At 44.9% G+C, this 24730-nt stretch carries 24 protein-coding genes and 1 pseudogene; 24 read left to right on the forward strand and 1 reads right to left on the reverse strand.

From position 1 onward, the window contains the following. Window positions 1-2: 2 nt before the first annotated feature. From CLOSA_RS06170 to tnpA (CLOSA_RS06250), 18 genes and pseudogenes are all read left to right on the forward strand, one after another. Window positions 3-1469: a glycoside hydrolase family 1 protein gene (locus CLOSA_RS06170; protein ID WP_013271911.1), complete on the forward strand. Its 1467-nt coding sequence runs from the start codon at window positions 3-5 to the stop codon at window positions 1467-1469. A gap of 352 nt (window positions 1470-1821) precedes the next feature. Beyond that, complete coding sequence (locus CLOSA_RS06175) at window positions 1822-2610, forward strand: PTS mannose/fructose/sorbose/N-acetylgalactosamine transporter subunit IIC (protein WP_013271912.1); 789 nt, start codon at window positions 1822-1824, stop codon at window positions 2608-2610. Continuing rightward, on the forward strand, window positions 2603-3442 hold the full coding sequence (locus tag CLOSA_RS06180; protein ID WP_013271913.1) for a PTS system mannose/fructose/sorbose family transporter subunit IID: 840 nt from the start codon (window positions 2603-2605) through the stop codon (window positions 3440-3442). Before CLOSA_RS06175 ends, CLOSA_RS06180 begins: the two co-directional genes overlap by 8 nt. A gap of 35 nt (window positions 3443-3477) precedes the next feature. After that, window positions 3478-3903 (forward strand): PTS sugar transporter subunit IIA, encoded by a 426-nt coding sequence (locus tag CLOSA_RS06185; RefSeq protein ID WP_013271914.1) that lies wholly within the window; start codon window positions 3478-3480, stop codon window positions 3901-3903. Between the two features lie 23 nt (window positions 3904-3926). Next, window positions 3927-4400 (forward strand): PTS system mannose/fructose/N-acetylgalactosamine-transporter subunit IIB, encoded by a 474-nt coding sequence (locus CLOSA_RS06190; protein WP_013271915.1) that lies wholly within the window; start codon window positions 3927-3929, stop codon window positions 4398-4400. Window positions 4401-4427: 27 nt separating this feature from the next. Continuing rightward, window positions 4428-5282: a MurR/RpiR family transcriptional regulator gene (locus CLOSA_RS06195; RefSeq protein WP_013271916.1), complete on the forward strand. Its 855-nt coding sequence runs from the start codon at window positions 4428-4430 to the stop codon at window positions 5280-5282. A gap of 9 nt (window positions 5283-5291) precedes the next feature. Beyond that, window positions 5292-6203 carry an N-acetylmuramic acid 6-phosphate etherase gene (gene murQ / locus CLOSA_RS06200; RefSeq protein ID WP_013271917.1) on the forward strand — a complete coding sequence of 304 codons (912 nt, stop codon included), beginning with the start codon at window positions 5292-5294 and terminating at the stop codon, window positions 6201-6203. Window positions 6204-6207: 4 nt separating this feature from the next. Continuing rightward, window positions 6208-7224, forward strand: coding sequence for a serine hydrolase domain-containing protein (locus tag CLOSA_RS06205; protein WP_013271918.1), 1017 nt, complete (start codon window positions 6208-6210; stop codon window positions 7222-7224). A gap of 166 nt (window positions 7225-7390) precedes the next feature. After that, window positions 7391-8008 (forward strand): HD domain-containing protein, encoded by a 618-nt coding sequence (locus CLOSA_RS06210; RefSeq protein WP_013271919.1) that lies wholly within the window; start codon window positions 7391-7393, stop codon window positions 8006-8008. Between the two features lie 320 nt (window positions 8009-8328). Then, a pseudogene (gene tnpA, locus CLOSA_RS06215) lies at window positions 8329-8785 on the forward strand (IS200/IS605 family transposase). Between the two features lie 442 nt (window positions 8786-9227). Next, entirely contained in the window at window positions 9228-10085 is an 858-nt protein-coding gene (locus CLOSA_RS06220; RefSeq protein ID WP_013271920.1) for an aminotransferase class IV, read from the forward strand. A gap of 9 nt (window positions 10086-10094) precedes the next feature. Continuing rightward, the gene (locus CLOSA_RS22855; RefSeq protein ID WP_013271921.1) at window positions 10095-10259 is read left to right on the forward strand and encodes a hypothetical protein; all 165 of its coding nucleotides are present in this window, start codon (window positions 10095-10097) and stop codon (window positions 10257-10259) included. Between the two features lie 83 nt (window positions 10260-10342). Continuing rightward, on the forward strand, window positions 10343-11026 hold the full coding sequence (locus CLOSA_RS06225; RefSeq protein WP_013271922.1) for a FadR/GntR family transcriptional regulator: 684 nt from the start codon (window positions 10343-10345) through the stop codon (window positions 11024-11026). A 92-nt stretch (window positions 11027-11118) separates the two neighbouring features. Further along, window positions 11119-12303: a trans-sulfuration enzyme family protein gene (locus tag CLOSA_RS06230; RefSeq protein WP_013271923.1), complete on the forward strand. Its 1185-nt coding sequence runs from the start codon at window positions 11119-11121 to the stop codon at window positions 12301-12303. A gap of 27 nt (window positions 12304-12330) precedes the next feature. Next, complete coding sequence (locus tag CLOSA_RS06235) at window positions 12331-13710, forward strand: ABC transporter substrate-binding protein (protein ID WP_013271924.1); 1380 nt, start codon at window positions 12331-12333, stop codon at window positions 13708-13710. Window positions 13711-13826: 116 nt separating this feature from the next. Then, window positions 13827-14732: a carbohydrate ABC transporter permease gene (locus CLOSA_RS06240; protein ID WP_013271925.1), complete on the forward strand. Its 906-nt coding sequence runs from the start codon at window positions 13827-13829 to the stop codon at window positions 14730-14732. Window positions 14733-14735: 3 nt separating this feature from the next. Next, the gene (locus tag CLOSA_RS06245) at window positions 14736-15578 is read left to right on the forward strand and encodes a carbohydrate ABC transporter permease (protein ID WP_013271926.1); all 843 of its coding nucleotides are present in this window, start codon (window positions 14736-14738) and stop codon (window positions 15576-15578) included. 223 nt (window positions 15579-15801) lie between these two features. Beyond that, the gene (gene tnpA, locus CLOSA_RS06250; protein ID WP_013271927.1) at window positions 15802-16257 is read left to right on the forward strand and encodes an IS200/IS605 family transposase; all 456 of its coding nucleotides are present in this window, start codon (window positions 15802-15804) and stop codon (window positions 16255-16257) included. A gap of 331 nt (window positions 16258-16588) precedes the next feature. On the opposite strand, the gene CLOSA_RS06255 is transcribed toward tnpA (CLOSA_RS06250), so the two are convergent. Further along, window positions 16589-17935, reverse strand: a complete 1347-nt coding sequence (locus CLOSA_RS06255) for an MATE family efflux transporter (RefSeq protein WP_013271928.1) — start codon at window positions 17933-17935, stop codon at window positions 16589-16591. Between the two features lie 201 nt (window positions 17936-18136). Between CLOSA_RS06255 and allE the strand changes: the two genes are divergently transcribed. The 6 genes from allE (at window position 18137) to CLOSA_RS06285 (ending at window position 24722) form a co-directional block, all read left to right on the forward strand. Beyond that, window positions 18137-18928, forward strand: a complete 792-nt coding sequence (gene allE / locus CLOSA_RS06260; RefSeq protein ID WP_013271929.1) for a (S)-ureidoglycine aminohydrolase — start codon at window positions 18137-18139, stop codon at window positions 18926-18928. A gap of 108 nt (window positions 18929-19036) precedes the next feature. Next, window positions 19037-20119, forward strand: coding sequence for an AEC family transporter (locus tag CLOSA_RS06265; RefSeq protein WP_049791643.1), 1083 nt, complete (start codon window positions 19037-19039; stop codon window positions 20117-20119). A gap of 178 nt (window positions 20120-20297) precedes the next feature. Next, window positions 20298-20606 (forward strand): PTS fructose transporter subunit IIB, encoded by a 309-nt coding sequence (locus CLOSA_RS06270; RefSeq protein ID WP_013271931.1) that lies wholly within the window; start codon window positions 20298-20300, stop codon window positions 20604-20606. 44 nt (window positions 20607-20650) lie between these two features. Beyond that, complete coding sequence (locus tag CLOSA_RS06275; protein WP_013271932.1) at window positions 20651-21757, forward strand: PTS fructose transporter subunit IIC; 1107 nt, start codon at window positions 20651-20653, stop codon at window positions 21755-21757. A gap of 94 nt (window positions 21758-21851) precedes the next feature. Further along, window positions 21852-22736 carry a class II fructose-bisphosphate aldolase gene (locus CLOSA_RS06280; protein WP_041708939.1) on the forward strand — a complete coding sequence of 295 codons (885 nt, stop codon included), beginning with the start codon at window positions 21852-21854 and terminating at the stop codon, window positions 22734-22736. A gap of 24 nt (window positions 22737-22760) precedes the next feature. Next, window positions 22761-24722: a BglG family transcription antiterminator gene (locus tag CLOSA_RS06285; RefSeq protein ID WP_013271934.1), complete on the forward strand. Its 1962-nt coding sequence runs from the start codon at window positions 22761-22763 to the stop codon at window positions 24720-24722. The last annotated feature ends 8 nt before the right edge of the window (window positions 24723-24730 follow it).

Genomic DNA, 24730 nt, shown 5'->3' on the forward strand with positions numbered 1-24730 from the left:
TAATGAAAACGAAAGTAGAATATGGATTTCCAAAGGGCTTCTTATGGGGAGGAGCAACTGCTGCCAACCAGATCGAAGGAGCCTGTCTGGAGGATGGAAAAGGGATGTCCACATCGGATTATGCTGCCTATAAAGATCCCTATGCAACAGGAGAAGTGAATAATTTTACCTTCAATGTCACCTCAAAGGAACTGGAAGAATACCGGGCCAACGAGGAAAAATATAAATTTCCCAAACGCTGGGGAATTGATTTTTACCATCGATATGCAGAAGATATCGCATTGTTTGCAGAAATGGGATTTAAGGTATTCCGGTTTTCGATTTCCTGGGTAAGGATTTTTCCCACAGGTCTGGAGACAGAGCCAAATGAAGCCGGTTTTGCCTTTTATGATAAGGTGATCGCCGAGCTGAAAAAGTATCACATAGAACCTCTTATTACCTTGTCCCACTATGAAATGCCCATCGTTCTGTCAGAAAAGTATAACGGCTGGCAGAGCCGGGAGCTGATTGATTGCTTTGTCCGGTTTGCAGCCGCATGTTTCAAACGATATAAGAATGACGTGAAATACTGGATCACTTTTAACGAAATGAATATGAATTTAAACAGCCTGTACACCGGGGCAGGCAGTTTTCCGGATAAAGTGGATCACTTAGAGCAGGCGGCTTACCAGGCTTCCCATTACCAGTTTGTGGCCAGTTCCCTGGCAGTAAAGGCGGGAAAGGAAATCATGCCTGATGCCAAGATCGGCTGCATGATCAACCGGATTGAGTCCTATGCAAAGACCTGCAGGCCGGAAGACCAGTTGCAGGCATTAAAGGCTGACCAGATCAATCTCTTTTATCCGGAGGTACAGGCAAGAGGAGAATATCCTTCCTACATGTCACGGTATTTCAAAGAAAAGAACATAATGCTGGAAACAGAACCGGAAGATTTTCAGATCATCAGGGATTACACGGTAGATTTCATCGCATTCAGCTATTACATGACCCACGTTACAGAGGACAGGCCGGATGCAAATGAACTGGCGGGAAAACTGGACAGCCCGATCAAGAATCCTTATTTAAAGCTGACTGAGTGGGGGTGGCCCATTGACCCTATCGGGCTTCGCATTACACTGAACAAAATGTACGACCGTTATAAAAAGCCACTGTTCCTGGTTGAAAATGGACTTGGAGCCAGGGACAAGGTGGAGGCGGATGGAAGCATTCATGATGATTACCGGATAGACTATATCCGCGAGCACGTAAAGCAGATGAAGGAGGCAGTAACCGACGGAGTGGATTTAATGGGCTATACGACGTGGGGCTGCATTGATTTAATCAGCTGCGGAACATCGGAAATGACGAAGCGCTATGGCTTCATCTATGTGGATCAGGATGATGAAGGAAATGGTACGTTAAACAGATCCAGAAAGGATTCCTTCTACTGGTATAAAAAAGTGATAGAAACCAACGGAGAAGAACTGTAGGATCAGGGAACGTATCAGACTATTATAATATAGAAAGAATGGCACAGCGAAAAGGCTTTGCCATTCTTTCTATATTTATGATCATGATCAGCCGGGTTGAAAAATCTGATTTTGATCGGTGAAATACAATAGACAGATCCGTAAAGACAGATGGATTTCCCTTTTATACCTCTAAACAGCAAATTACTTTAATGAATAATGTAATATAATTACATATAAAACTAATTTTATTATAATATTGTAAAAACATTACATATATGCTATAATACTAAATATAAGCGCTTATACAATAAAAAACCATACACATTGCCTATGGTGCGAAAAGGCATGAAGTATGAAAAGGAGGTAAAACATGCAGGGAGTTTCTTTGTTGGTTGTTATTGGATTGATTCTGTATACCGTGATTGCAGTGGTTGATCAGATTTCCATTCAATGCGGATTGTATACCCCGTTGTTCGCAGCTGTGATTACCGGGGCATTATTGGGGGATTTGCCAACAGGTCTGGTAGTTGGTGCGACCTTGCAGCTCATGACATTGGGAGTCGCTACTTATGGAGGTGCCACGGTTCCGGATTACTTATCAGGAGCGATTATGGGTACCGCTTATGCAATTATATCCGGACAGGGGGCAGAATACGGAATCGGTCTGGCTATTCCCATCGGATTGCTGTTAACTCAGATGGACATTCTGGGAAGGATGACCAACTCATTCTTTCAGCATTACGCAGACCGCTGTGCGGAAAATGCGGATTATAAAGGAGTGGAGCGGGCAAATTTACTGGGACTGCTGCCCTGGGTCCTTTCCAGGGTGATTCCGGTCGCATTGGGACTGATTTTTGGAGAGGCAGTGGTAAACGGAGTAAATGCCATTATCCCGGTCTGGTTTATGACAGGACTTAAAACCGCAGGCGCCATTCTTCCTGCAATGGGTATGGCGATCCTGATGCGCTATCTGCCCATTAAAAAATACTATCCGTATTTTATCATCGGATTCGTGCTGATTGCCTTTGGTGGCGCTACGTTTACTGTTATGGCGGCCGCTTTGATCGGCCTGGCACTGGCTGCTCTTCATCTTTCAAGAGTTAGAGAGCGGGTGGCAGTGCAGAATTTGGATGAGGAGGAGGTAGAAATCGATGGCTGACAAAAACCAGACAGGAAGCGTGAAATTGGAAAAAAGCGATATCATTAAAGTATATCTGCGTAATCTGTTTACTTTACAGTTTGGCTGGAATTACGAAAAGATGCAGGGCCTTGGATATGCCTATGTCATCATGCCGGTTTTAAAGCGGCTGTACTCCAATGATCCCGAGAAGATGAAACGCGCATTGAAGATGCATCTGGGTTATTTTAACACGACTCCGGCAATGTCTCATCTGATCGTCGGTGCCGATATGGCGCTGGAGGAAGAACTGGGAATTGAGGCGGAGGAGGCCATTACCGGTTTAAAGACCGGACTTATGGGACCGTTTGCAGGAGTCGGTGATACGTTGTTCATCGCCATTTACCGGGCCATTGTATTCTCCATCGCGTCCTATATCGCCATGCAGGGGAATCCCATCGGACTAATCATACCTCTCATTGCATGTGGCGGGGTATTATGGATACGGTATAAATTTACCACCATCGGCTATCAGTCCGGGCGAAAGCTTGCAACCGGGTTTGCGGATAAAATTTCTCCCATTACAGAGGCTGCCAGCATCCTGGGACTGACTGTGGTAGGGGCACTGATTCCTTCTGTAATCAAATACCGTACGGATCTGCAGTTTACCATGGGAGAAGTAACCTTCGCCCTTCAGGATATGCTGGATAAAATCATGCCATCCCTGCTTCCTTTAGGTATCGTAGTATTTTCATACTGGCTCCTTGGAAAGAAAAAGGTAAACTCTACAAAATTAATTTTTATTCTCATCGGTTTGGGTATGGTACTTGGCAATCTGCAATCCATGCTGACCTTTGTGGCTGGTTTATTTTAGAAAAAGGAAGTTGAAACAGGAAAGGAAATAGTGGTATGATTGGAATCATAGTAACCGGCCATGGTGAATTTGCCTCTGGTTTGACCAGCGGATTAAAGCTGCTGGCTGGAGAGACGGAATATTATGAAGCTGTTGATTTTAAAGGGGAGGATTCCACGGAAGATTTAACAGAAAAGCTGAAGTCAGCGATCCGGAGGCTTAAGGACTGTGAAGCAGTGGCAGTGCTTGGGGATCTGACAGGAGGCTCCCCCTTTAATATGGCTTCCAGACTTAAAATGTCCGGTATCCATGAAAATATGGAGGTAATCGGAGGCATTAACCTTCCTCTGGTCCTTCATGCCTATATGTCCAGGGGAATGATTTCGGATATCCGGGAGCTTCTGGATACCTCCCTGGCGATGGGAAAACAGCATATGATGTATTTTCATACATCGGATAATGCATGTGAGCTGGAAGAATAGGAAGAAGAAAAGGAGAAAGATTCATGGCGATTGTTCATGCGAGAGTAGATGAGAGACTGATTCATGGTCAGGTGGCTATGGTTTGGACCAATACCGTAGGAGCGTCCAGGATTATCGTGGTTAACGATGAAGCGGTTAAGGATGAACTGATCATTGCAGGCCTTAAGATGGCAAAACCGGCAGGAGTAAAGCTTTCCATCCTGTCTTTAAAACGGGCTGCTGAAAAATTCGGAGAAAAGGCTTACGAAGAGGATAAGGTATTTCTCATAACAAAGAACGTGACGGATATGGCAGCGCTGATCCGTTCTGAAGTTCCGATCAAGGCTTTTAACGTTGGAAATGTGGCAAAAAGAGAAGGAAGCAGACCCATTAAAAAATCAGTGAATCTGACGGAAGACGATGAAAAGGATATCCGGGAAATGGTACAGCTGGGAGTGAGCGTAACGGCTCAGATGCTGCCCAATGAGTCAGACCAGTCGATCTTAAATATGCTGTAAAATAAATTGGATGCAGGAGGAGGCGGAATGGAATCAGTACGGTTAAAGATAAGGGAACAATACAATGAAATGAGTAAGGCAGAGAAGAAACTCTCAGATTTTGTATTGTCAGATACCAAAAACTGTCTTGGGATGACGGCAGTGGATATTGCAGGAAAAAGCGGGGTATCCTCCGCCTCTGTAATCCGTTATGTTCAAAAACTTGGCTTTGATGGGCTGGAAGGTTTTAAGCTGGCACTTGCTGCAACCGATGCCCAAAATGATAAGGAAGACATGGTAGACCCCATTATTTCCAAAGAAGATGATTTGGATACGCTGTGCCGGAAAATGGATGCCCTGGTGGATGCGGCATTTCAGGATTTTTTCTATCAGCTGAATAAAGATGCATTAAAAAAAGCAATCAACAAAATTAAGAAAGCCCGGCGCATTTATCTGGTGGGGATCGGAAGTTCCTCGCTGCCTGCTTATGATCTGTTCCATAAACTGAAGCGGGCCGACTTAAATGCAAACTTTTACCAGGATATTAATATGATGGTGGAATTTTTTAACTACATTGATAAGCGGGATGTGGTGATCGCATTTTCCTACAGCGGGCAGTCCCAGGAAGTTCTTTATGCCTGCGGGATCGCAGAAAAACAGGGAGCCTCCATCATAGCGGTTACCCGCAGAAGAGATTCTCCCCTTCAGGATCTTGCAGATCTATGCCTCCATGTGCCGGACAACGAAAAGGTTATGAGGATCGGTGCATTTACCTCTCTTCATACCTCCATCATGATGGCGGATCTTCTGTACATGGGAGTGATCCAGGAGAATTTAGATCATTATGAGGTAGAGCTGATCAAAACCAGAAAGATGGTAGCAGGGCTGAAAATTAAAAAATAGAGGAGTTTTATGTGCAATATAGAAAAGCTTACAACGGAATCAATCAATGAAGCTACCCGGAATATTGACAGACTGGAATCATTGGAAATCGTTACATTAATAAATAATGAAGATAAAAAAGTAGCAGAAGCCATAGAAAAGGTGCTTCCCCAGATTGCGGAAGCAGTGGAGGCCATTGTGGAGCGTTTCAAAAAAGGCGGACGGATCATTTACTGCGGTGCGGGTTCGTCCGGCCGTATGGGTACTCTGGATGCAGTGGAACTGACTCCTACTTACAGTGTATCCCCGACCCGGGCCTTTGGCCTTCTTGCAGGCGGTGATGAGGCTATGTATACGGCGGTGGAGGGGGCTGAAGACTCGGAAGAACTGGCAGTGGAGGACTTAAAACGGGTGAAGCTTACGGCCGATGATTGTGTGATCGGAATTGCTGCCAGCGGAAGGACACCTTACACAAAGGCGGCCCTGGAGTTTGGAAAACAGACAGGTGCCTTTACCATTTCCGTTACCTGCAATCAGGACAGCGCCATGGCAAAGATTGCGGATATTTCCATTGCTCCGGTCGTGGGACCAGAGGTAATCAACGGATCTACCAGGATGAAGGCAGGAACCGCTCAGAAAATGGTAGTTAATATGCTTTCCACCGGAGCCATGATAAGGCTTGGAAAGGTTTACCGGAACTATATGGTTCATGTACAGCCCACCAACGAAAAGCTTGTGAAGCGGGCGGTTAAGATGATCATGGAACTAACAGGTGTGAAAGAGGAGCGGGCTCTTCACGTGCTTTATGAGGCAGATAAGGATGTGGCTGCTGCCATCGTAATGATCGAATGCGGCTGCAAAAAGGATCAGGCCAGGAAAGCCCTTTTAGAAGCCGGCGGTCAGGTGAGGAAAGCCATTGCGGCTGCGAAAAACGGAGTTTAGTCATATGATGAGAGCCTGGAATGATAATAATGAGACGATGTTGGATGAAATGGCAGAGCAGCTTGTCCGGGACCAGGTGATCCGGGGAGCAAGCTGGGGCTTTATCAGTGATCAGGGGATCCGCTTCAAGTACTCCGGAAAGCAGGGGGCGGTGGTTCCCTATTGTGACCGGGACGTGGAGGCAGGTTTGTATTATGATCTTGCTTCGCTGACTAAAGTGATTGGGACGACCACCCGGGTTCTCCAGCTGGTGGAAAAAGGAGTGATAAGCCTTTCTACGCCGGTAAAAGAGATCCTGGGCCGGTTTTCCTATGGGGATGTCACGGTGGAACACCTGCTGCTTCATTCAAGCGGGCTTCCTGCCGAGATTCGGGACAAAGAAAGCTGGAGCTGGGAAAATCTTCTGGAATATCTCTATACCACACCAAGGGAAAGGGAAGCCGGAGAAGGCTTCCTGTATTCGGATGTGGGTTTTATCCTTCTGGGAAAAATCATTGAGAATCTGGATGAAACTACTCTTGAGGAGACCTTCCGGGAGAATATTTTTAATCCCCTTGGGATGAAGGATACCTCCTATTTGGTTCAGGGCAGCAGAAAACGCTGCATTCCTACGGAATGTACAGAACAAAGAGGCTGTATCTGCGGAGAAGTCCACGATACCAAGGCTTATCTGCTGGGACAATGCGGCAGCGCCGGTTTGTTCTCCACGTTGGAGGATGTGGCGAAGTTTGTGAAAGCGTATCTGGAACATTCCGAGCGGTTGTTTGGAGAGGAACTGTTTGAAAAGCTTTGCAGCATCGTAAAGTTTGAACGAACTCTGGGCTGGAGTAAGGAATATGGAAGAGATACCCTTTATCATACCGGCTTTACAGGTACTTCTGTTTTAATGGATCAAACCAGCGGAAAAGGGTTTGTACTGCTGACCAACAGGATCCATCCCAGCAGAAACAATGAGGAGTTTTTGAAGATGAGGAAAAAAATGAATGAAGTTTATCTGAATAAGAATTCAGGAAAAAAATAATCGCAGGGCGGCTCATTGCAAAGGGCTGCCCTTTTTACTTTCGGAATTGTACAACAGATCAGGCGGAAAACAAGAATTTTGTTTATTTTTGTAAATATTTGAAATAATAAATGTTAAATGTCAATGGGATCGTAACTGGCATACATCAGACAGAAAGGCAGATGTTATGGAAGATATAAATAATATGGAAGAGTTATTCCGGCAGATAGAAGATCACTTGCTTCAGGATGAACGTCCATCGGAATATTTAGAGCAGATCAGCAGGGAGCCATGGTTTTTCGATTATCCATTTCTCATGCTTGCAAAGATGAAGGAAACTCCTCAGTCAAAGCGTTTTCATCCGGAAGGAAGCGTATGGAACCATACCATGATGGTAGTGGATGAGGCAGCCAAACGGAAAAAGGAGAGCAAGGATGCCCGGACCTTTCTGTGGGCTGCTCTGCTTCACGATATCGGCAAGCCTGGAGTGACGAAAAACCGGAAAGGTAAAATTACCGCATATGATCATGATTCAGAGGGAGAACAGCTGGCGGTGGATTTTTTATCCTGTTTCTCCGGCGATATCCCATGGATCAGGAGAGTTGCAAAACTGGTGCGGTATCATATGCACATTCTGTACGTGACAGAAAAGCTTCCTTTTGGTGATGTGAGTGGTATGAAACGGGATACGGATATCAATGAAGTTGCACTGCTGGGACTTTGTGACCGGATCGGAAGGGGCGGAAGCATAATCGATGATGAAACAAAAGCAGTCAGCAACTTTAAAAAGCTTATGAAAAGTTAAGAAAATCAAGTCATGACCGTCATAAACATAAAGCTGGCAAAATCACTTGAATTTTAATTTAGCAAATGCTATAATCCTACCAACAGATCAGACGAGAGAACAAAGGAGTCTCAAGCGTACATAGTACGGTTGCGGCTCCTTTTGCTTATGGGCTTTAGCCTGTTGAACATGGGTGAGTTTCTCTTTAAGAGAAATGAATCCATGTGAAATAATAAACCACCCGCTATGCGGGTGCGAGTCAGTAAGTTATACAAAAAATCACCTTTCCGATTATAATAGAGGTGTCCAAGCCACTATTAGAGAAAGGAAAGGTGATTTCAATGGCGAAGAAAGCCAATGAACTGGCACACACGAAATGGATGTGCAAATATCATATCGTCTTCACACCTAAGTATAGACGAAAAGTAATTTATAATCAATACAAGGAAGATTTGAGAGAAGTCTTGAAGCAACTATGTAATTATAAGGGGGGTCCAAATCTTAGAAGGCCATATTATGCCGGATCATGTACATATGCTGGTAAGTATTCCACCTAAAATTAGCATATCCAGTTTTATGGGTTATCAGAAAGGCAAATCCGCCCTTATGATGTTTGATCGCCACGCAAACCTAAAGTATAAATTCGGAAACCGACATTTTTGGTCGGAAGGATACTATGTAAGCACAGTAGGACTAAATGAGGACACCATCCGAAAATATATACAGTAGCAGGAAAAAGCGGATATTATGCAAGATAAACTAAGTGTAAAAGAATACGAGGACCCTTTTAAGGGTTAGTCGGTATTACAAAGGCCCCTTCAGGGGCGGCGACGAGTCAAAAGCATAGTGGCTTGAACGAAGTGAAAGCCAGCGCCTTGAGACGCTGGCCTAGTATCAAAGGGTTATACCCTTTTCACAAGCCACCCGTTTTACGGGTGGTCTTGACTATGGGCCATGCATAATACATGACTGCCATGTTTCCAACCAACTTTAATTCCATGTATTCTGCCGAGCTTTCTCTCAGAGGTGATTATCGGAGGGATCGGCTCCATCACCGGCTTCATCATCGGAGCTGTCTTTCTTCCCTTACGGAAATGATGCGGCAGTTCTCCCAGTACCGTATGCTGGCATATTCTGTAGTACTGGAACAAAGCATATCTTGGACAATAGGAGGGCACGGCTATGGATGAGAATAAGAAGTATTTTGCCATTGCCATTACCCGTACGAAAAGGAGATCTTATGAAAGAGCTTGCATATTATGATGGAAGGATCGGAACCCCTGAGGAATTGATGATTCCCTTCCAGGACCGGGTTCATTTCTTTGGAGATGGAGTTTATGATGCCACAGTAGGAGGGAATCACAAGGTATATCTTTTAAAGGATCACCTGGACCGTTTTTACTCCAGTGCCAAAGCCCTGGATATTAAGATTCCCATGGAAAAGGTGGAGCTTGGAAATCTTCTGACCAAGCTTCTTTCCATGGTGGAAGGGGAAACTCATTTTGTGTACTGGCAGGTGACAAGAGGCATAGCCTCCAGAGAACATATTTATGAGGAAACTATGATTGGAAAGCTATGGGTCTTGATCAGGCCGAATAAGCTGAGAGATCCCAATGTTCCCATCCGACTGATCACAAAGGAGGATACCAGGTTTCTACACTGCAATATCAAGACATTAAATCTTCTTCCGTCTGTGATTGCTTCCCAGGAGGCTTTCAAAGCGGGAGCACTGGAAACGGTTTTACACAGAGGAGATGTGGTTACGGAATGTGCCCACAGCAATGTTTCCATCTTAAAAAACGGAACCTTTCTTTCCCATCCAAACGATAATCTGATCCTTCGGGGGATTGCAAAGACTCATATGATCCAGGCCTGCCACAGACTTGGGATCCAGGTACTGGAGCGGGCCTTTACCCTGGAAGAACTGATGGATGCCGATGAGGTGATCGTGACCTCTTCCTCCAATTTCTGCCTTCATGCAGACGATATTAACGGAAAGCCTGTAGGCGGAAAAGATCCGGGAACCTTAAGGAGGATTCAGGATGCTGTTCTGGAAGAATACTTACAGTATACAGGCAGAAAGAGCATATTTGATTAGGGGTGGAAGATGGACAGAGGCGGACTGGAAAAGAAAAATGTGGGAGAAAATCTGGATGCTCTGATGAATTTAGATCCCAGAGGGTATGGGGGGGGCCGGATTCTTTATGCCGGGAGCCGGGAGCAGATGGGAATGGGATTGGATTTGTATATTATGTACATGAATGAGGTATGAAAAAATAAAAATTAATAAAATATTGACAAATAATCCCTCGTATGGTAAGTTAAACGTAAATAAAGAGATATGAGAGATAACAGATGGCTAATAAGATACAACGGACATCCCTTCAGTTAGAGATTATTCGTTATATACAGAATTATATTGAAGAAAATGATTTAAAAGCAGGAGACAGGCTTCCCTCCCAGGAACAGCTGCTGGAAATGATGGGGGTAAGCAGAACCTCTCTGAGAGAAGCGGTGAAGACCCTGGAGGCACGCAATGTTCTGGAAGTGCGGAATGGAAAGGGCGTGTACGTAGGCAGTCCGAAGGACAGTGCATTTTTATCCCTGATTGATTTTACCAGGGAAAAAGGAAAGCTTTTAGAAGCACTGGAAGTCCGTAAGATTCTGGAACGGGAAATCCTCCGAATGGTGATCCATACGGTTACCGAAGAAGAACTGAAAGAGCTGGGTGAGATTACTGAAGTATTAATGGAAAAGTTTCATCAGGGCGTAAGGCAGACCGAAGAGGACAAGCTGTTTCACTATACCATATACCGTTTGTCCCATAATGAAATTATGTATCAGTTGATTTTATCCATCAGCCATGTCATGGATCAGTTTTGGGAATTTCCCCTTAATATGGAAGACCCGTTTTTGGAAAGTTTGCCGTTGCATGAAAAACTGTATAAAGCGATCTGTGAAAAGAATGTGAAGAAAGCGCAGATTATCAATGAGCAGTTGTTAGATGCAGTATACCGGGATATAAAAAAGCAAATATAATATGTTGTAGTATCAAATCTTATAATAACTTAACCTATATTATAGCATATAGCATATAGGACGGAGAATCTAAGGAGAAAAGAGGTCAAATTATGTCAGATCAGAGCCGTTACTTAAAAAGTGATAAATTAATTACAGCCCATTACGGAGAGGAATACGAGCATTATTATAATGCGGTGGTTCCGCCCGTTTTCATGAATTCTCTCAATGTATTTGAAACCATTGACGAATATTACGATTTTGACAGGACGGATAAGCACAAATACTGTTATGGCAGAGTTCAAAATCCTACGGTCAGGATTCTGGAAGATAAAATAGCGGCTTTGGAGCATGGAGCAGGAGCCCTGGCATTTGCATCGGGCATGGCAGCCGCAACAACAGCAGTACTGACCGTATGCAAAACAGGCAGCCACGTTATATGCATTCACAATTCTTATGGTCCGTTAAAAGATTTTCTGACCGGATACTGCAAAGAGCATATGAATATCACCACCTCATTTGTAAAGGGAGACTGTGTGGAAGAATTTGAAGAAAGCATAACGGATAAAACAGTCTTAATTGTTCTGGAAAGCCCTTCTTCTCTTGTATTTTCCTTACAGGACATTGAAGCGGTATCCCGGATCGCCAAAAAACATGAGGCGCTGGTCTATATTGATAATACGTTCTGCACACCCATATACCAGCAGCCCCTTACCCTTGGAGCGGATATTGTGATGCATACCACATCAAAATACATAGGGGGCCATAGTGACATCATCGGCGGCATACTGGCAGTGAAGGATTCTGCGCTGATGAAGAAACTGACAGCAAACAGGGAGCTGCTGGGCGGCATTGCAGGACCCATGGAGGCATGGCTGATGATCCGCGGCCTTCGTACAATGGCAGTCCGCATTGCACAGCATCAGGAAACCGCTATGGCGGTTGCCAGGTTCCTTGAAACCCATCCAAAAGTTAAGAACGTGTATTATCCCGGTCTTGAATCCCATCCCCAGTATCAGCTGATGAAGAAACAACAGTCAGGAAATACCGGACTGCTGAGCTTTGAAATTCATGGAACGTTAAAGGACGCTGAAAAGGTTGCGGAAAGTCTTCAGATCTTTAAGATCGGCGTATCATGGGGAGGTTTTGAGAGTCTGGCTTTTTTACCTCATGCAAGAATGGAAGAGAATGCATGCGAGGCTTTGGGCGGTTCTCAAAATATTATCCGTATTCATTGCGGGTTAGAAGGTACAGAGGCTTTGATTTCAGATTTGGAATCAGCTCTTGCTCAAATATAAGCAATACTAATAAAAGGAGGAGAACACATGAGGAAAAAAAGAACAGCAATATGGGTGTTGGCGGCAGCGGCCGTTCTGTCAGGCTGCAGCGGTAAGACCGTTACAGAAGCAACAACATCAGCAAACGGGGAAACCCCAAAGACAGAAGCTGCAAAGGCAGACAATGGAACCACAGGTGATGCGGTTACCATCAGCCTGGTAGAGTCCCTGACCAGCCCGGAGCGTACGGTTGTATTACGTGAGATTGCGGACAAGTATGAGGCAGAACATCCCAATGTCAAGATTGATATTGTATCCCCGCCGCTGGAGAATGCCGACGCAAAAATCACCCAGATGCTGATGAATGGAAGCGGAGTGGATATTGTGGAGGTTAGAGATTCCACGATTACCCAGTTTGTGACCAATGAATGGATTGCAGATCTTCAGAAATACCTGGATAGCTGGCCGGAAAAGGATACCTTGACGGATTCCGCCAAGGAAGTGATCCATTATATGAAGGACGGAGCTTACATGGTTCCTTATGGTTTTTATCAGAGAGGTCTTTACTACAGGGCCGACTGGTTTAAGGATAAGGGCTTGAAGCAGCCTGAGACCTGGCAGGATCTTTATGAATCAGGGGTTGCCGTTACGGATCCGGCCAACAGCCGCTTTGGCTATTCGTTCCGCGGCGGCACAAGCGGTTACCAGTATGCGGATACGATCTACTGGAGCTGGATCGGTACTGATAAGCTTGCAGATCCAAATGCCGGTTATTTTTTAAAGGATGGCAATGGGGCAACCATCTTTACATTGCCGGAGGTAAAGGAAGCACTTCATTTTTATAAGGACCTTTTTAAAAATGCATCCCCTACGGATTCCATTGCATGGGGTTTTTCTGAAATGGTACAAGGCTTTGTAGGAGGAACCACCTCTATGCTGATTCAGGATCCGGAAGTGATTGCTACCTGCTCCGCGGATTTACAGGACGACCAGTGGGATCTGGTTCCCTTCCCCAAGGGTCCATCCGGTCAGGCAGTTTTTCCAAACGGATTTGCCGGCTGGGGAATGACATCCTTTACAGAACATCCCGATGAGGCAGCTGATTTCCTTCTGTTCTTGTCTGATTCCGAAAATAATACATACTTTGCCAAGAATTATTCCACCATCCCGATTCACAGCAATGCGGCAGAAAAAGACAGTTATTTTTCAGAGGCACGGTTTGCTATGTATATGGACATGGCAAAAGAACCGGATATTTACCGTCATGCAGCTTATCCTCAGATGTATGAAGCATTTGCTACCTATAAAACAGAGGTAGATACCATGTATCAGAAGTACTTGACTGACGAGATAACCGATGATGATCTGTTAAAATGGCTGGATGAATTCTGGAAAAAAGCATATCAGGATGAAGGACAGAAGTGGTAAGCAGAAAGAAAAATAGAGCATCAGACAGGAATTAAATTCTCATAAGAAGTTTCTGGAAGAAGAGAGATCTCCTTCCAGACTTCTTATGGAAGAAAGGCAGTAAAGAGGAGGAAGGTATGAAACAAAAATCGAGACTGCAATGGAAAAGAGCCTGTTTTATTTTTCTTATGGTTCTTCCCGCTATTATTATTCCTATTATATTCACTTACTATCCTATGATCAGGGGTTCTATGATGGCTTTCCAGAGCTATAACCTGATGAATATTAAAAATATCAAATGGGTGGGATTTGATAATTTTAAGAAGTTATTTGAACACAGTGCCAGCAACACATTCTATTCCACTATGTGGAATACCGTCAAGTGGGTGGGGATTTCCCTGCTTTTCCAGTTTGTAACAGGGTTTGCCATGGCGCTGCTCTTAAAAAAGAAATTTAAGGGAAGCGGAGTGTACCAGGGCCTGATTTTTTTCCCTTGGGCAGTCTCTGGATTTATTATTGGTATCATGTGGCGCTGGATGTTTAACGGTACCTCCGGCGTAATCAATGACCTGCTGATGAAATTGCACTTGATCCGCCTTCCTGTGGGCTGGCTGGCGGGTAAGAATACGGCGTTGTATTCTTGTATTATAGCAAATATATGGTATGGGATCCCGTTTTTTACCATTATGATCACGGCTGCCTTACGAGGGGTTCCGGAAGAACTTTATGAAGCCGCCGATGTGGATGGCGCAAGTCCGATCCAGAAATTTTCCGGAATTACAGTGCCCTGCATCCGGTCCGTGTTATTGCTGACGGTTTTACTCAGGGTGATCTGGATCTTTAATTTCCCGGATCTGATTTATTCCATGACGCAGGGAGGTCCGGCGGGATCTTCCAATATCATCACATCCTACATGATGCAGCTGGTCCAGAGTCTGGACTATGGCATGGCTTCTGCCGTGGGAGTGCTGTGCATCTTGTTTCTTGTAATATTTGCATCGTTTTACTTAACACTTACCAAATATACGGATAAGGAGGCATGACATATGACTGCAGCAAGCAAAAAACAGGTGTGGAGAATATTGAAGTTTGTCGTACTTACTGCTTTTCTTGTGCTGACTATGTTCCCTTTTCTATGGATGTTGCTGACTTCCTTAAAGGGGTCTCAGGGCGAGATTTACACATTCCCGGTGAAATATCTCCCGGATCCGGTTTCTTTGGTCAATTACGGAGCCATGCTTTGGAAGGGGAATTTTGCCAGATACTTATGCAACTCATTTTTCACCTCTTCTGTGGCAGCAGCCTGCTCGGTTTTTATCTCCATTCTGGCCAGTTACGTCATCAGCAGATTCCGTTTCCGTTTTAAAAATGTACTGCTTCTGTTTTTTCTGGTGACCCAGATGATTCCCATGTTTATTATGCTTGCCCCATTGTATCAGATGTTAGGAAAGATGAAGATGCTGAATAATCTGTATGGGCTGGCTATGCTGTATACCAATATGATGATCCCATTTTCCGTTGTAACATTATGCGGTTTTTTTGACGGAGTGCCAAAATCACTGGAAGAAGCGGCATGGATTGATGGCTGCGGCTATTTGCAGGCATTGTTTCAGGTGATTGTACCGGTTATTATGCCAGGGATTGCAGCCACATTCATCTTTGCCTTTATTAATTCCTGGAATGAACTTTTTATGTCGGTGATGTTTATAGACGTTGACAAATTCAAGACAATACCGGTAGGGCTTAATGCTCTGATCTTAAAATATGATATCAAATGGGGGGAAATGGCAGCAGGAACCATTATGTCATTGATACCCACCATGTGCTTGTTTACCTTTGCCCAGAAATATATGATAGAAGGGCTTACAGCCGGATCGGTGAAAGGCTGATTCCTTTCCACACTCCCAGCCGCTTTTCATAAGAAAAGTGGGTCTTGATTATGGGCTTTAGCCTGTTGAACATGGGTGAGTTTCTCTTTAAGAGAAATGAATCCATGTGAAATAATAAACCACCCGCTATGCGGGTGCGAGTCAGTAAGTTATACAAAAAATCACCTTTCCGATTATAATAGAGGTGTCCAAGCCACTATTAGAGAAAGGAAAGGTGATTTCAATGGCGAAGAAAGCCAATGAACTGGCACACACGAAATGGATGTGCAAATATCATATCGTCTTCACACCTAAGTATAGACGAAAAGTAATTTATAATCAATACAAGGAAGATTTGAGAGAAGTCTTGAAGCAACTATGTAATTATAAGGGGGTCCAAATCTTAGAAGGCCATATTATGCCGGATCATGTACATATGCTGGTAAGTATTCCGCCTAAAATTAGCATATCCAGTTTTATGGGTTATCTGAAAGGCAAATCCGCCCTTATGATGTTTGATCGCCACGCAAACCTAAAGTATAAATTCGGAAACCGACATTTTTGGTCGGAAGGATACTATGTAAGCACAGTAGGACTAAATGAGGACACCATCCGAAAATATATACAGGAGCAGGAAAAAGCGGATATTATGCAAGATAAACTAAGTGTAAAAGAATACGAGGACCCTTTTAAGGGTTAGTCGGTATTACAAAGGCCCCTTCAGGGGCGGCGACGAGTCAAAAGCATAGTGGCTTGAACGAAGTGAAAGCCAGCGCCTTGAGACGCTGGCCTAGTATCAAAGGGTTATACCCTTTTCACAAGCCACCCGTTTTACGGGTGGTCTTGACTGGTTTTATTACCATATCAATACCCACTTTTAATTTGTACATTTTTTACTGGAGATGCCATCTATGCTTGACATACCCGGAAGCTGCATTATAATACAAACAAGGATAAAATTTTAAGATATGGAAGAACGAACCCAATGACAAGCCAAAAACATTTTTGCTCCTGTAATCACGGTCCGGCCTTTAGCGGCTCAGAACGTCATTTACATAATAATGCCTGATTACAATTACGCCAATCACATCTGCAAGGGCCCAGCCAATGGGAATTGCCCACCAGATTCCAACAATTCCGATCCGGTTTACTGAGGAGAGGGTATAAGCCAGTAGCACTCTGACACCAAGGCTTACAACGGTAAGTATGATGGATATTCCTGGCTTTCCGATTCCCCGGAACAGGCCGTAGAACATAAATAAATATCCGATCAGGCAATAAAAGCCGGCTACAATGGAAAGGTATTGCACTCCGATCCCTAAAATCTCCGTTTCATTATGACTGATAAAAATAACCATCAAAGGCTTAGCTGTCATGAATATAAAAATGGAGATCAAAGCGCAGTAAACCGTGATTATTTTCACCGCAGAGCGTATTCCGGTATATATGCGGGATTTCTTTCCAGCCCCCGTATTTTGAGCGATAAAGGTGGAAAATGCATTGCCAAAATCCTGTACAGGCATATATGCAAAGCTTTCTATTTTAACAACGGCTGCAAATGCGGCCATGGCAGACACACCGAAGCTGTTCACCAGACTCTGTATCATCAGAATTCCGAAATTCATAACGGAATACTGGATGCTGGAGAGTATGGAGAAATTGGCAATTTTCTTTCCCGTGCTTTTGTTCAGATAAAAATGTTCCCGTTTAAGGCGGAATGGAGGAACGCGCACTATGGCATAAAGAGCGATGCCTGCGGCTGAAAACCCTTGTGCAATGATTGTAGCATAGGCGGCACCGGCGATCCCCATTTGAAGGGGAACAACGAACAGGATATCCAATCCTATATTAATAACAGCAGACAAAATAAGAAAAGCAAGGGGCACCACAGAATTGCCCATACTCCGCATAGCGGCACTGAAGTAATTGTAAATATAGGATAAGCCCAACCCATAGAAAATAATCTTCAGGTATGTTCTTGCGTCCGCGAAAACTTCCTGGGGTATATTGATAAAGGTTAATATTTTATCAATAAAAAAGATGGAACATACATTGATCACTACAGTGATGATTCCAATGAAAACAAATGCAGTAAAAAAACAGTTTTTTAATTCATCTATTTCGCCTGAGCCAAAGTACATAGAAAATACCACGCTGCTGCCCATACAGAATCCAATAATGATGGAAGTCAATAAAACCATAACGGAAAACGAACTGCCTACCGCAGCCAGAGCATGGGAACCGATGAACTTCCCCACAATTACCGTATCGGCGACGTTATATAATTGCTGAAACAGGTTGCCTGCGATCATGGGGATGGCGAAGTTTATCATGGCCTTTGTTTCATTGCCGTTGATCAGATCTTTTGCAGCATTCATTTTACTCTAAAATCCTTTCAGTTTTTATTGCGGCAGGGAGATTCCCTTATTGGACAGCCATATAATTTTGCTGTGTTTTACCCTTTGTTTATGCAATGCATAAAGGTTACCATTAGAACATCCTTTTGTCAATGCGTACAGAAATAACGAGATCCATTAATCAGCAAGGCAAAATAATTACAAATAAAAGGAGAATGAAACATGAGCTATCTGAATCACATCACCGGATACCGGGAGGATATTTTATCTAGCCGTTCCATCGTAAAAAAGGGGAATTTTGCATTAATCGAGCCGGATGGCCTGGTAAAGAACGTCATTCCGGGATTTGAGAAATGTGCGGTGACCATTTTGGCTTCTCCTAAAATGGGGGCTTCTTTCGTCGATTATCTTGTGACAATGGATCAGGGAGGCGGTTTTTTAAAGGGATTTGGCGGAGAGGGGATCGAAGCATTCCTCTATATTCTGGAAGGCAGGGTAAAAGTGAAAAATGAAGATAAGGAAGCGGAACTGACGGAAGGGGGATACATGTATTCTCCTGAGGGAAAGAAAGTTAGCTTTGAGAATGTGGGAGAAGCTCCGGCAAGGGCATTCTTGTATAAGAGGCGTTATAACAGGATTGAGGGGCACGAAGCTTATACGGTTTGGGGCAACATCAATGACGTACCTTTTACCCCCTACGAGGGAATGGAGGATGTAAGGGTCAAAGACTTCCTGCCTTCGGCCACTGACATTGGATTTGATATGAATTTTCATATTTTAAGCTTGAAACCCGGCGCTTGCCACGGCTACATTGAAACCCATATCCAGGAGCATGGAGCCTACATCTATTCCGGGGAAGGAATGTATAATCTGGACAATCACTGGATTCCAGTTAAAAAGGGCGACTATCTGTTTATGGGGGCTTACAGCTTACAGGCCGCCTATGGGGTGGGGCGGAAGGAAGAATTTGCTTATGTGTATTCAAAAGACTGCAACAGGGATGTAGAAATATAAACAGCTTCTGTTTCCGCATTTTACTGCTCCCCTCTCGGAAGAGCAAAGGATACTGCAAGCGCCGGTGAATGACAGGGAAGCGGGACCAAAAGTTTATCCTGGGATTTCATGCCCGGATATTGGCTCAGCCGGGAGGAACTTTATCACAGGGACTTTTCAAACAACATTGTCCTGTTCTGCTCCGGCTTTCCCAAGTCAGCCCTGATAGTAACGGGTTATAATTTAAAAAGGAGATTTGCCGGATACCGGGCAGACGTAGAAAAAATGAATTTGGCACATATTACAGTTAATAAAATTATAGAAATGTTCCTCATCATGATGATAGGGGCAGCCGCATTAAAAACAGGAGTTGTGGAATCAGGAACCAGTAAAAAAATGTCAGGAGTCCTGCTGAATGTGATTACTCCCTGTATGATCATCGTGTCTTACCAGATGGAATTTGACAAAGACCTGTTAATAGGTCTGGTAGTCACGGTGATTCTGTCCGGAGCAAGCCTTATTCTCTCCATCTTTCTTTCCGGAATTCTGGTAAAGGACAGGGAAAATCCGGACATGGCGGTGGAACGGATGTCCATAGTCTATTCCAACTGCGGTTTTATCGGCCTTCCCATTGTCAATGGATTGCTGGGACCCAAGGGTGTATTTTTTATGACCGCTTATATAACCGCATTTAATATCCTGATCTGGTCCCATGGAATCATGCTCATGAGGGGAAGAGCCGGAGGACTTATGTCCTCCATGAAAAGCTTCATCAATCCGTCCACCGTGGCAATCGGAGCCGGAATTTTATTTTTTGTAGCAGGACTTCATCTGCCGGAGGTAATAAGAAATCCCCTGTCAATGGTGGGAGCCATGAATACGCCAGTGGCAATGCTGATTTCCGGAATGAACCTGGCGGAAAGCGAATTGCTTTCCTGTCTGAAAAAACCAAGGACCTATATGATCAGCGCCGCTAAACTCCTTGTGATCCCCCTCATAACCCTGCTGCTTCTCCTGGCAGTCAGAGTGGACTATGCCATTGCCGTCACCATTTTAGTTGCCTCTGCCTGCCCCAGCGGAGCAACGGGAGCCATGTTTGCTCTGCAGTACAACAAGGACAGCCAGTATGCCTCAAAATTATTGGCAGTGACAACCGTCTTTTCATTGGTTACCATACCAGCCGTTATGCTTGCAGCAGGTATGGTTTTCTAGTTAGGAAGAAAAAGGGAAAACGCCCTGCAGAATTCTTTAATGCCTGCAGGGCGTTTTGTATCCTGACCGTTTGTAACAAACAAAAATTTACCGTAACATTATGCCGCTTTTCATTTCCCCTGTATTCCTTGGAAGTGGTAAAGTTAATATAACAAAAAAACAAGTAAGGAGGAAGTGTATGAAGATTTTAGCCATCACAGCATGTACGGCAGGGATTGCCCATACGTACATTGCCAAGGAAAAGCTGGAACATGCAGCAAAGGAACTGGGCCATCAGATCAAGGTAGAAACCCAGGGCTCTATTGGAGTGGAAAATGAACTGACACCCCAGGAAATCCTGGAAGCTGATGTAATCCTGATTTCTGCGGATATCCGGGTGAACAAAGACCGTTTTGCAGGGAAACCGGTGGTGGAGATCCCCATCAGCATGGTAATGAAATCCCCCAAAGGAGTGATCTCAAAGATCCAGGAAAAAATGGGGAAGTAACCGGAGTGCAGCAAAGAAAAAATATGGAAAAAGAGGGGAATACAATGGCAAAGCAAAAATTTGATATTAAAAAACATGTTATGACGGGAATTTCCTATATGATTCCCATTGTTGTTTGCGGAGGGATCCTCAGTGCGCTGGCAAAGGGGTTTGGCGGATATGATATTGGCAGCGCCATAGAAGCAGGGGCAACGCCGTTTTCCAATTTAAATCCATTTTCCTGGATTGGATTTTGGTGGGGCATTAATAAGCTGGGATCCATAGCAATGGATTTTGCAGTAGCGGTAATGACGGCCGGTGTGGCCTATTCCATAGCAGGGCGTCCGGGAATTGTGCCCGGCATAGTGATCGGATATTGTTCCTCCCAATCCAAGGCAGGATTTCTAGGAGGTCTGCTGATGGCCTTTATCATCGGCTCCTTTGTAAACTGGATGAAGACCTGGAAGCTTCCCAAGTGGTGTGTAGGCCTGATGCCTGTTATGTTTATACCAGTGGTATCCACCCTGGTATGCGGTATGATTTTCCTCTGTGTGTTCTCCATTCCCCTGGCCTTTATTATGAACGTGTTCCAGCAGTGGATCATCTCCTTAAACGGCGGGGCAAAGGCAGTAATCGGAGGAGTAATCGGCGCCTGTATGGGATTTGATATGGGCGGTCCCATTAACAAGACGGCTTCCATGGCTGCCAACGCACTGGGAGCAGATGGAATCAACGGACCCATGGCTGCAAAGATCATCGGAGGCATGACTCCTCCCATCGGAATCTTTATTGCTACTTTATTAAGAAAAAACAAATTTTCAAAAGTCGAGCTGGAAACTGCAAAAACGGCACTTCCCATGGGCCTTTGCTTTATTACCGAAGGCGTCCTTCCCTTTGCTGCGGCTGATCCTGCAAGAGTGATCCCCAGCAGCATGATCGGTTCTGCTGTAGCCGGAGCCATTGCAGTAGGCATGGGCTGTGAATCCGTGGCAGGTCATGGAGGTATTTTCGTGGTCCCCATGATGAAAAATCCCCTGTGGTTTTTAATTGCCCTGGCCATTGGTTCTGTAGTGACAGGAGTGGTTTATGCAGTTCTTAAGCGTCCTTTAGACCAACAGGTGGAAAAGGAAGAGGAAGAACTTGACTTTGATCTGGATATTAATATCCAGTAAGACAGCAGATCTTAGAGAATACCCTGACACCGGGTGTAACGGGGTGGCCCTGCCCCAAAGGCATGGGCAACAATATGGAAAGGACGAGAAAAAAATGTTAGTATCAATGAAAGCCATCCTTGACGATGCAAATAAAAATTACTACGGGGTTATGGCCATGAACAGCATCAATATAGAGATGGCCAGAGCGGGAATCATGGCAGCGGAAGAGGAACATTCTCCCATGATTCTGCAGTTCGGCCCCGGGCAGATGAAAAACCATGCCCATGCGGAAGAAATGCTTCCTGTCATAAGGGAGCTTGCCTCCAGGGTACATGTGCCGGTGGCTTTGAATCTTGACCATGGGTCTGATTTTTACACCATTACGGACTGCATTAACCGGGGATTTACCAACGTCATGTACGATGGATCTTCCCTGCCTTATGAGGAAAACGTAAAGAGAACGGCGATCATCACCGCTCTAGCCCATGGCATGGGCTGTTCCGTGGAAGGGGAGCTTGGCCATGTAGGCCAGGCAGACCATGAGGACGATGCGGATACGGATTTGTATACCAATCCGGAGCTGGCAATGGATTTTGTGGAAAAAACAGGCATTGATGCTCTGGCTGTTGCCATTGGTACGGCTCACGGGGCCTATCCCAAGGGGAAAATCCCGAAGCTGGATTTTAATCGTCTTCATCAGTTGAAGGAGACTTTAAATATGCCGTTGGTACTTCACGGCGGGTCCGGTTCCGGGGAAGAAAATTTAAAAAAGGCGGTGGCAGGAGGCATTAACAAAATCAACGTATGCACCGATGCCTTTGAAGCAGGAAAAACAGCCATGTTAAAGGAACTTGAGGGGAATCCTGGGATGGATTATATGCATCTTTGCATGGCGGCGGAAGCCGGAATCAAGGAGTTCGTGAAGAATTACATGAAAGTGATCGGCTCCAGCGGCAGATATATTTATGGAGAAGCAAAACAAGTCGGAAATGAGTAATTCCTAAAGAATAGGGGTGTTTACTTGAAGGAAGATAAGATCGCATTATATAACAATAAAATATTGCAGTGCCTGATGACCGGAGAGACTTACACCATACTGCAGCTTGCCGATAATGTGGGACTATCTGAAAAAACAGTGAGGACCCGTATTAATCAGCTTGAGGAATGGCTGGAGGCGGAAGGGCTTGGAAACATAGAGAAAAGGCGGGGAACAGGAATATGGCTGGAGCTTGACAGCAGGCAGAGAAAGATCCTGGAAAGCCGCCTGGAACAGGGGGAGGACCCAGCCGGAGATCTGGAAAACCGGGATAAACAGCTTATGGGCAAGCTTTTAAAAATGAGGCCGGGAGAGGTCCTGACCCTGCAGAATCTGGCGGACAGCCTCTACTTAAGCCCTCCCACCGTCAGTAATCTGCTGAAGAATGTATCCGGCTGGTTTGAAAAAAGGAATATAAAGATAACAGCTGTGAGGAATAAAGGGGTATGTCTGACAGGGAAAGAGTACAGCTTCCGGATCGCGATTAAGGATTATATGCTGGAAATGCTGCCGGAAGTCATGGAAGCACTGATTGGTACCTACGCACCGGGAGTGGATGCCGCCCGCATCCGGAGGATGATCGTGGAGGCAGAAAATGCCTGGAGGATCGAGCTGGCTGACCATTCCTTTAAAATGGTATGGATTATGGCATGCTTGTCCGTTTCCAGGAAGGGCCTGGATGATGGGCTTCTGTCCAGCAATGTGCAGGAGGAGAATATCCAGCGTTACAATGAATATTCCTTTGCTGAATCCATTTACCAACGGATCCGGAAGGAATATCAGGTGGACTTGTCTGAAGATGATACCATTCTCCTGGCAGTGCTGCTGCTGTCCGCCAAAAAACTGAAGAGCTTTACGGATGTCAGCGACGAGGATTATGCCATGCAGTATGACAGAAATCTGGAGCACTTTGTAAAGCTGGTGATCGAGACCATTGATGACCTGCTGGATGCAGACCTTTCCGGGGATCAGATGCTGTATGAAGGCCTGCTGATCCACATGAGATCAGCCATCTTCCGGATGAAGTATTCCACAGTTGCAGTGGACAGCATAAGCAAATATGTAAAAAGTGAATACAAGCAGACATTTCTGGCCGCCTGGTCTACCAGCAGTTTATTCGAGGAATATTATGACGTACAGGTAACGGAGGATGAACTGGCTGGAATCGCTCTTTATATCCAGGCCGCCATCATCCGCAGGAAAAAGGGGAGACCCTTAACAGCCCTTCTGGTCAGCCAGAGGGGAATGGCGGCCTGCCAGCTTTCCATTGAAATGATCAAGTACAGCATTCCTGAAATCACAGATGTACAGGCTGTGAGCCGCCATGATTTTAAGCTGGCCCTTCATCCGGAAACAGATATTATCATCGATGGCTCTGGTCTGGATCTGCAGGATTCCAGGGTGGTTACGGTAGGAGACCGTATCAGTGAAAAGGAAATTGAGGTCATACGCCGGAAGGCTGCCCAGGTTTCCAGGCTGAGAAACAGGCCGGATTTCCAGTTTAACAGTTTATGCCACCAGTTGTTTGAGGTGGACTTAATCCTGGTGAAACCGAAAGTCAGGGATAAGGACCAGCTGATTACCATGATGGTAAGGCGGCTGGAAGAAAAGGGAGATGTGACTCAGAATTATCTGGAAAGTGTGTTTGACAGGGAAAGAGCCACTACAACCAGTATAGGCAGAGGGATCGCCATTCCTCATGGAAACATGGCAGAGGTGAATGAATCCCGCATTGTAGTGGCAATTTTAGATGAGCCGGTAAAATGGCATGAGGATATGGCGGATACCATTTTCCTTCTAGCAATGAAAATGACGTCAAAATTTGAAATAAATAGGACAAAGCAGTTTTATAAAGATTTTCTGCTGCTTACAGAGAATGACGACAACATGGAGGCAATGAGACGGCTGGAAACTTCTCTGGAGGTCTATCAGTATTTTATCAAGTAAGGGGAGAA

Origin of the sequence: [Clostridium] saccharolyticum WM1 (assembly GCF_000144625.1) — a bacterium.
GTDB classification, from domain to species: Bacteria; Bacillota; Clostridia; order Lachnospirales; family Lachnospiraceae; genus Lacrimispora; species Lacrimispora saccharolytica.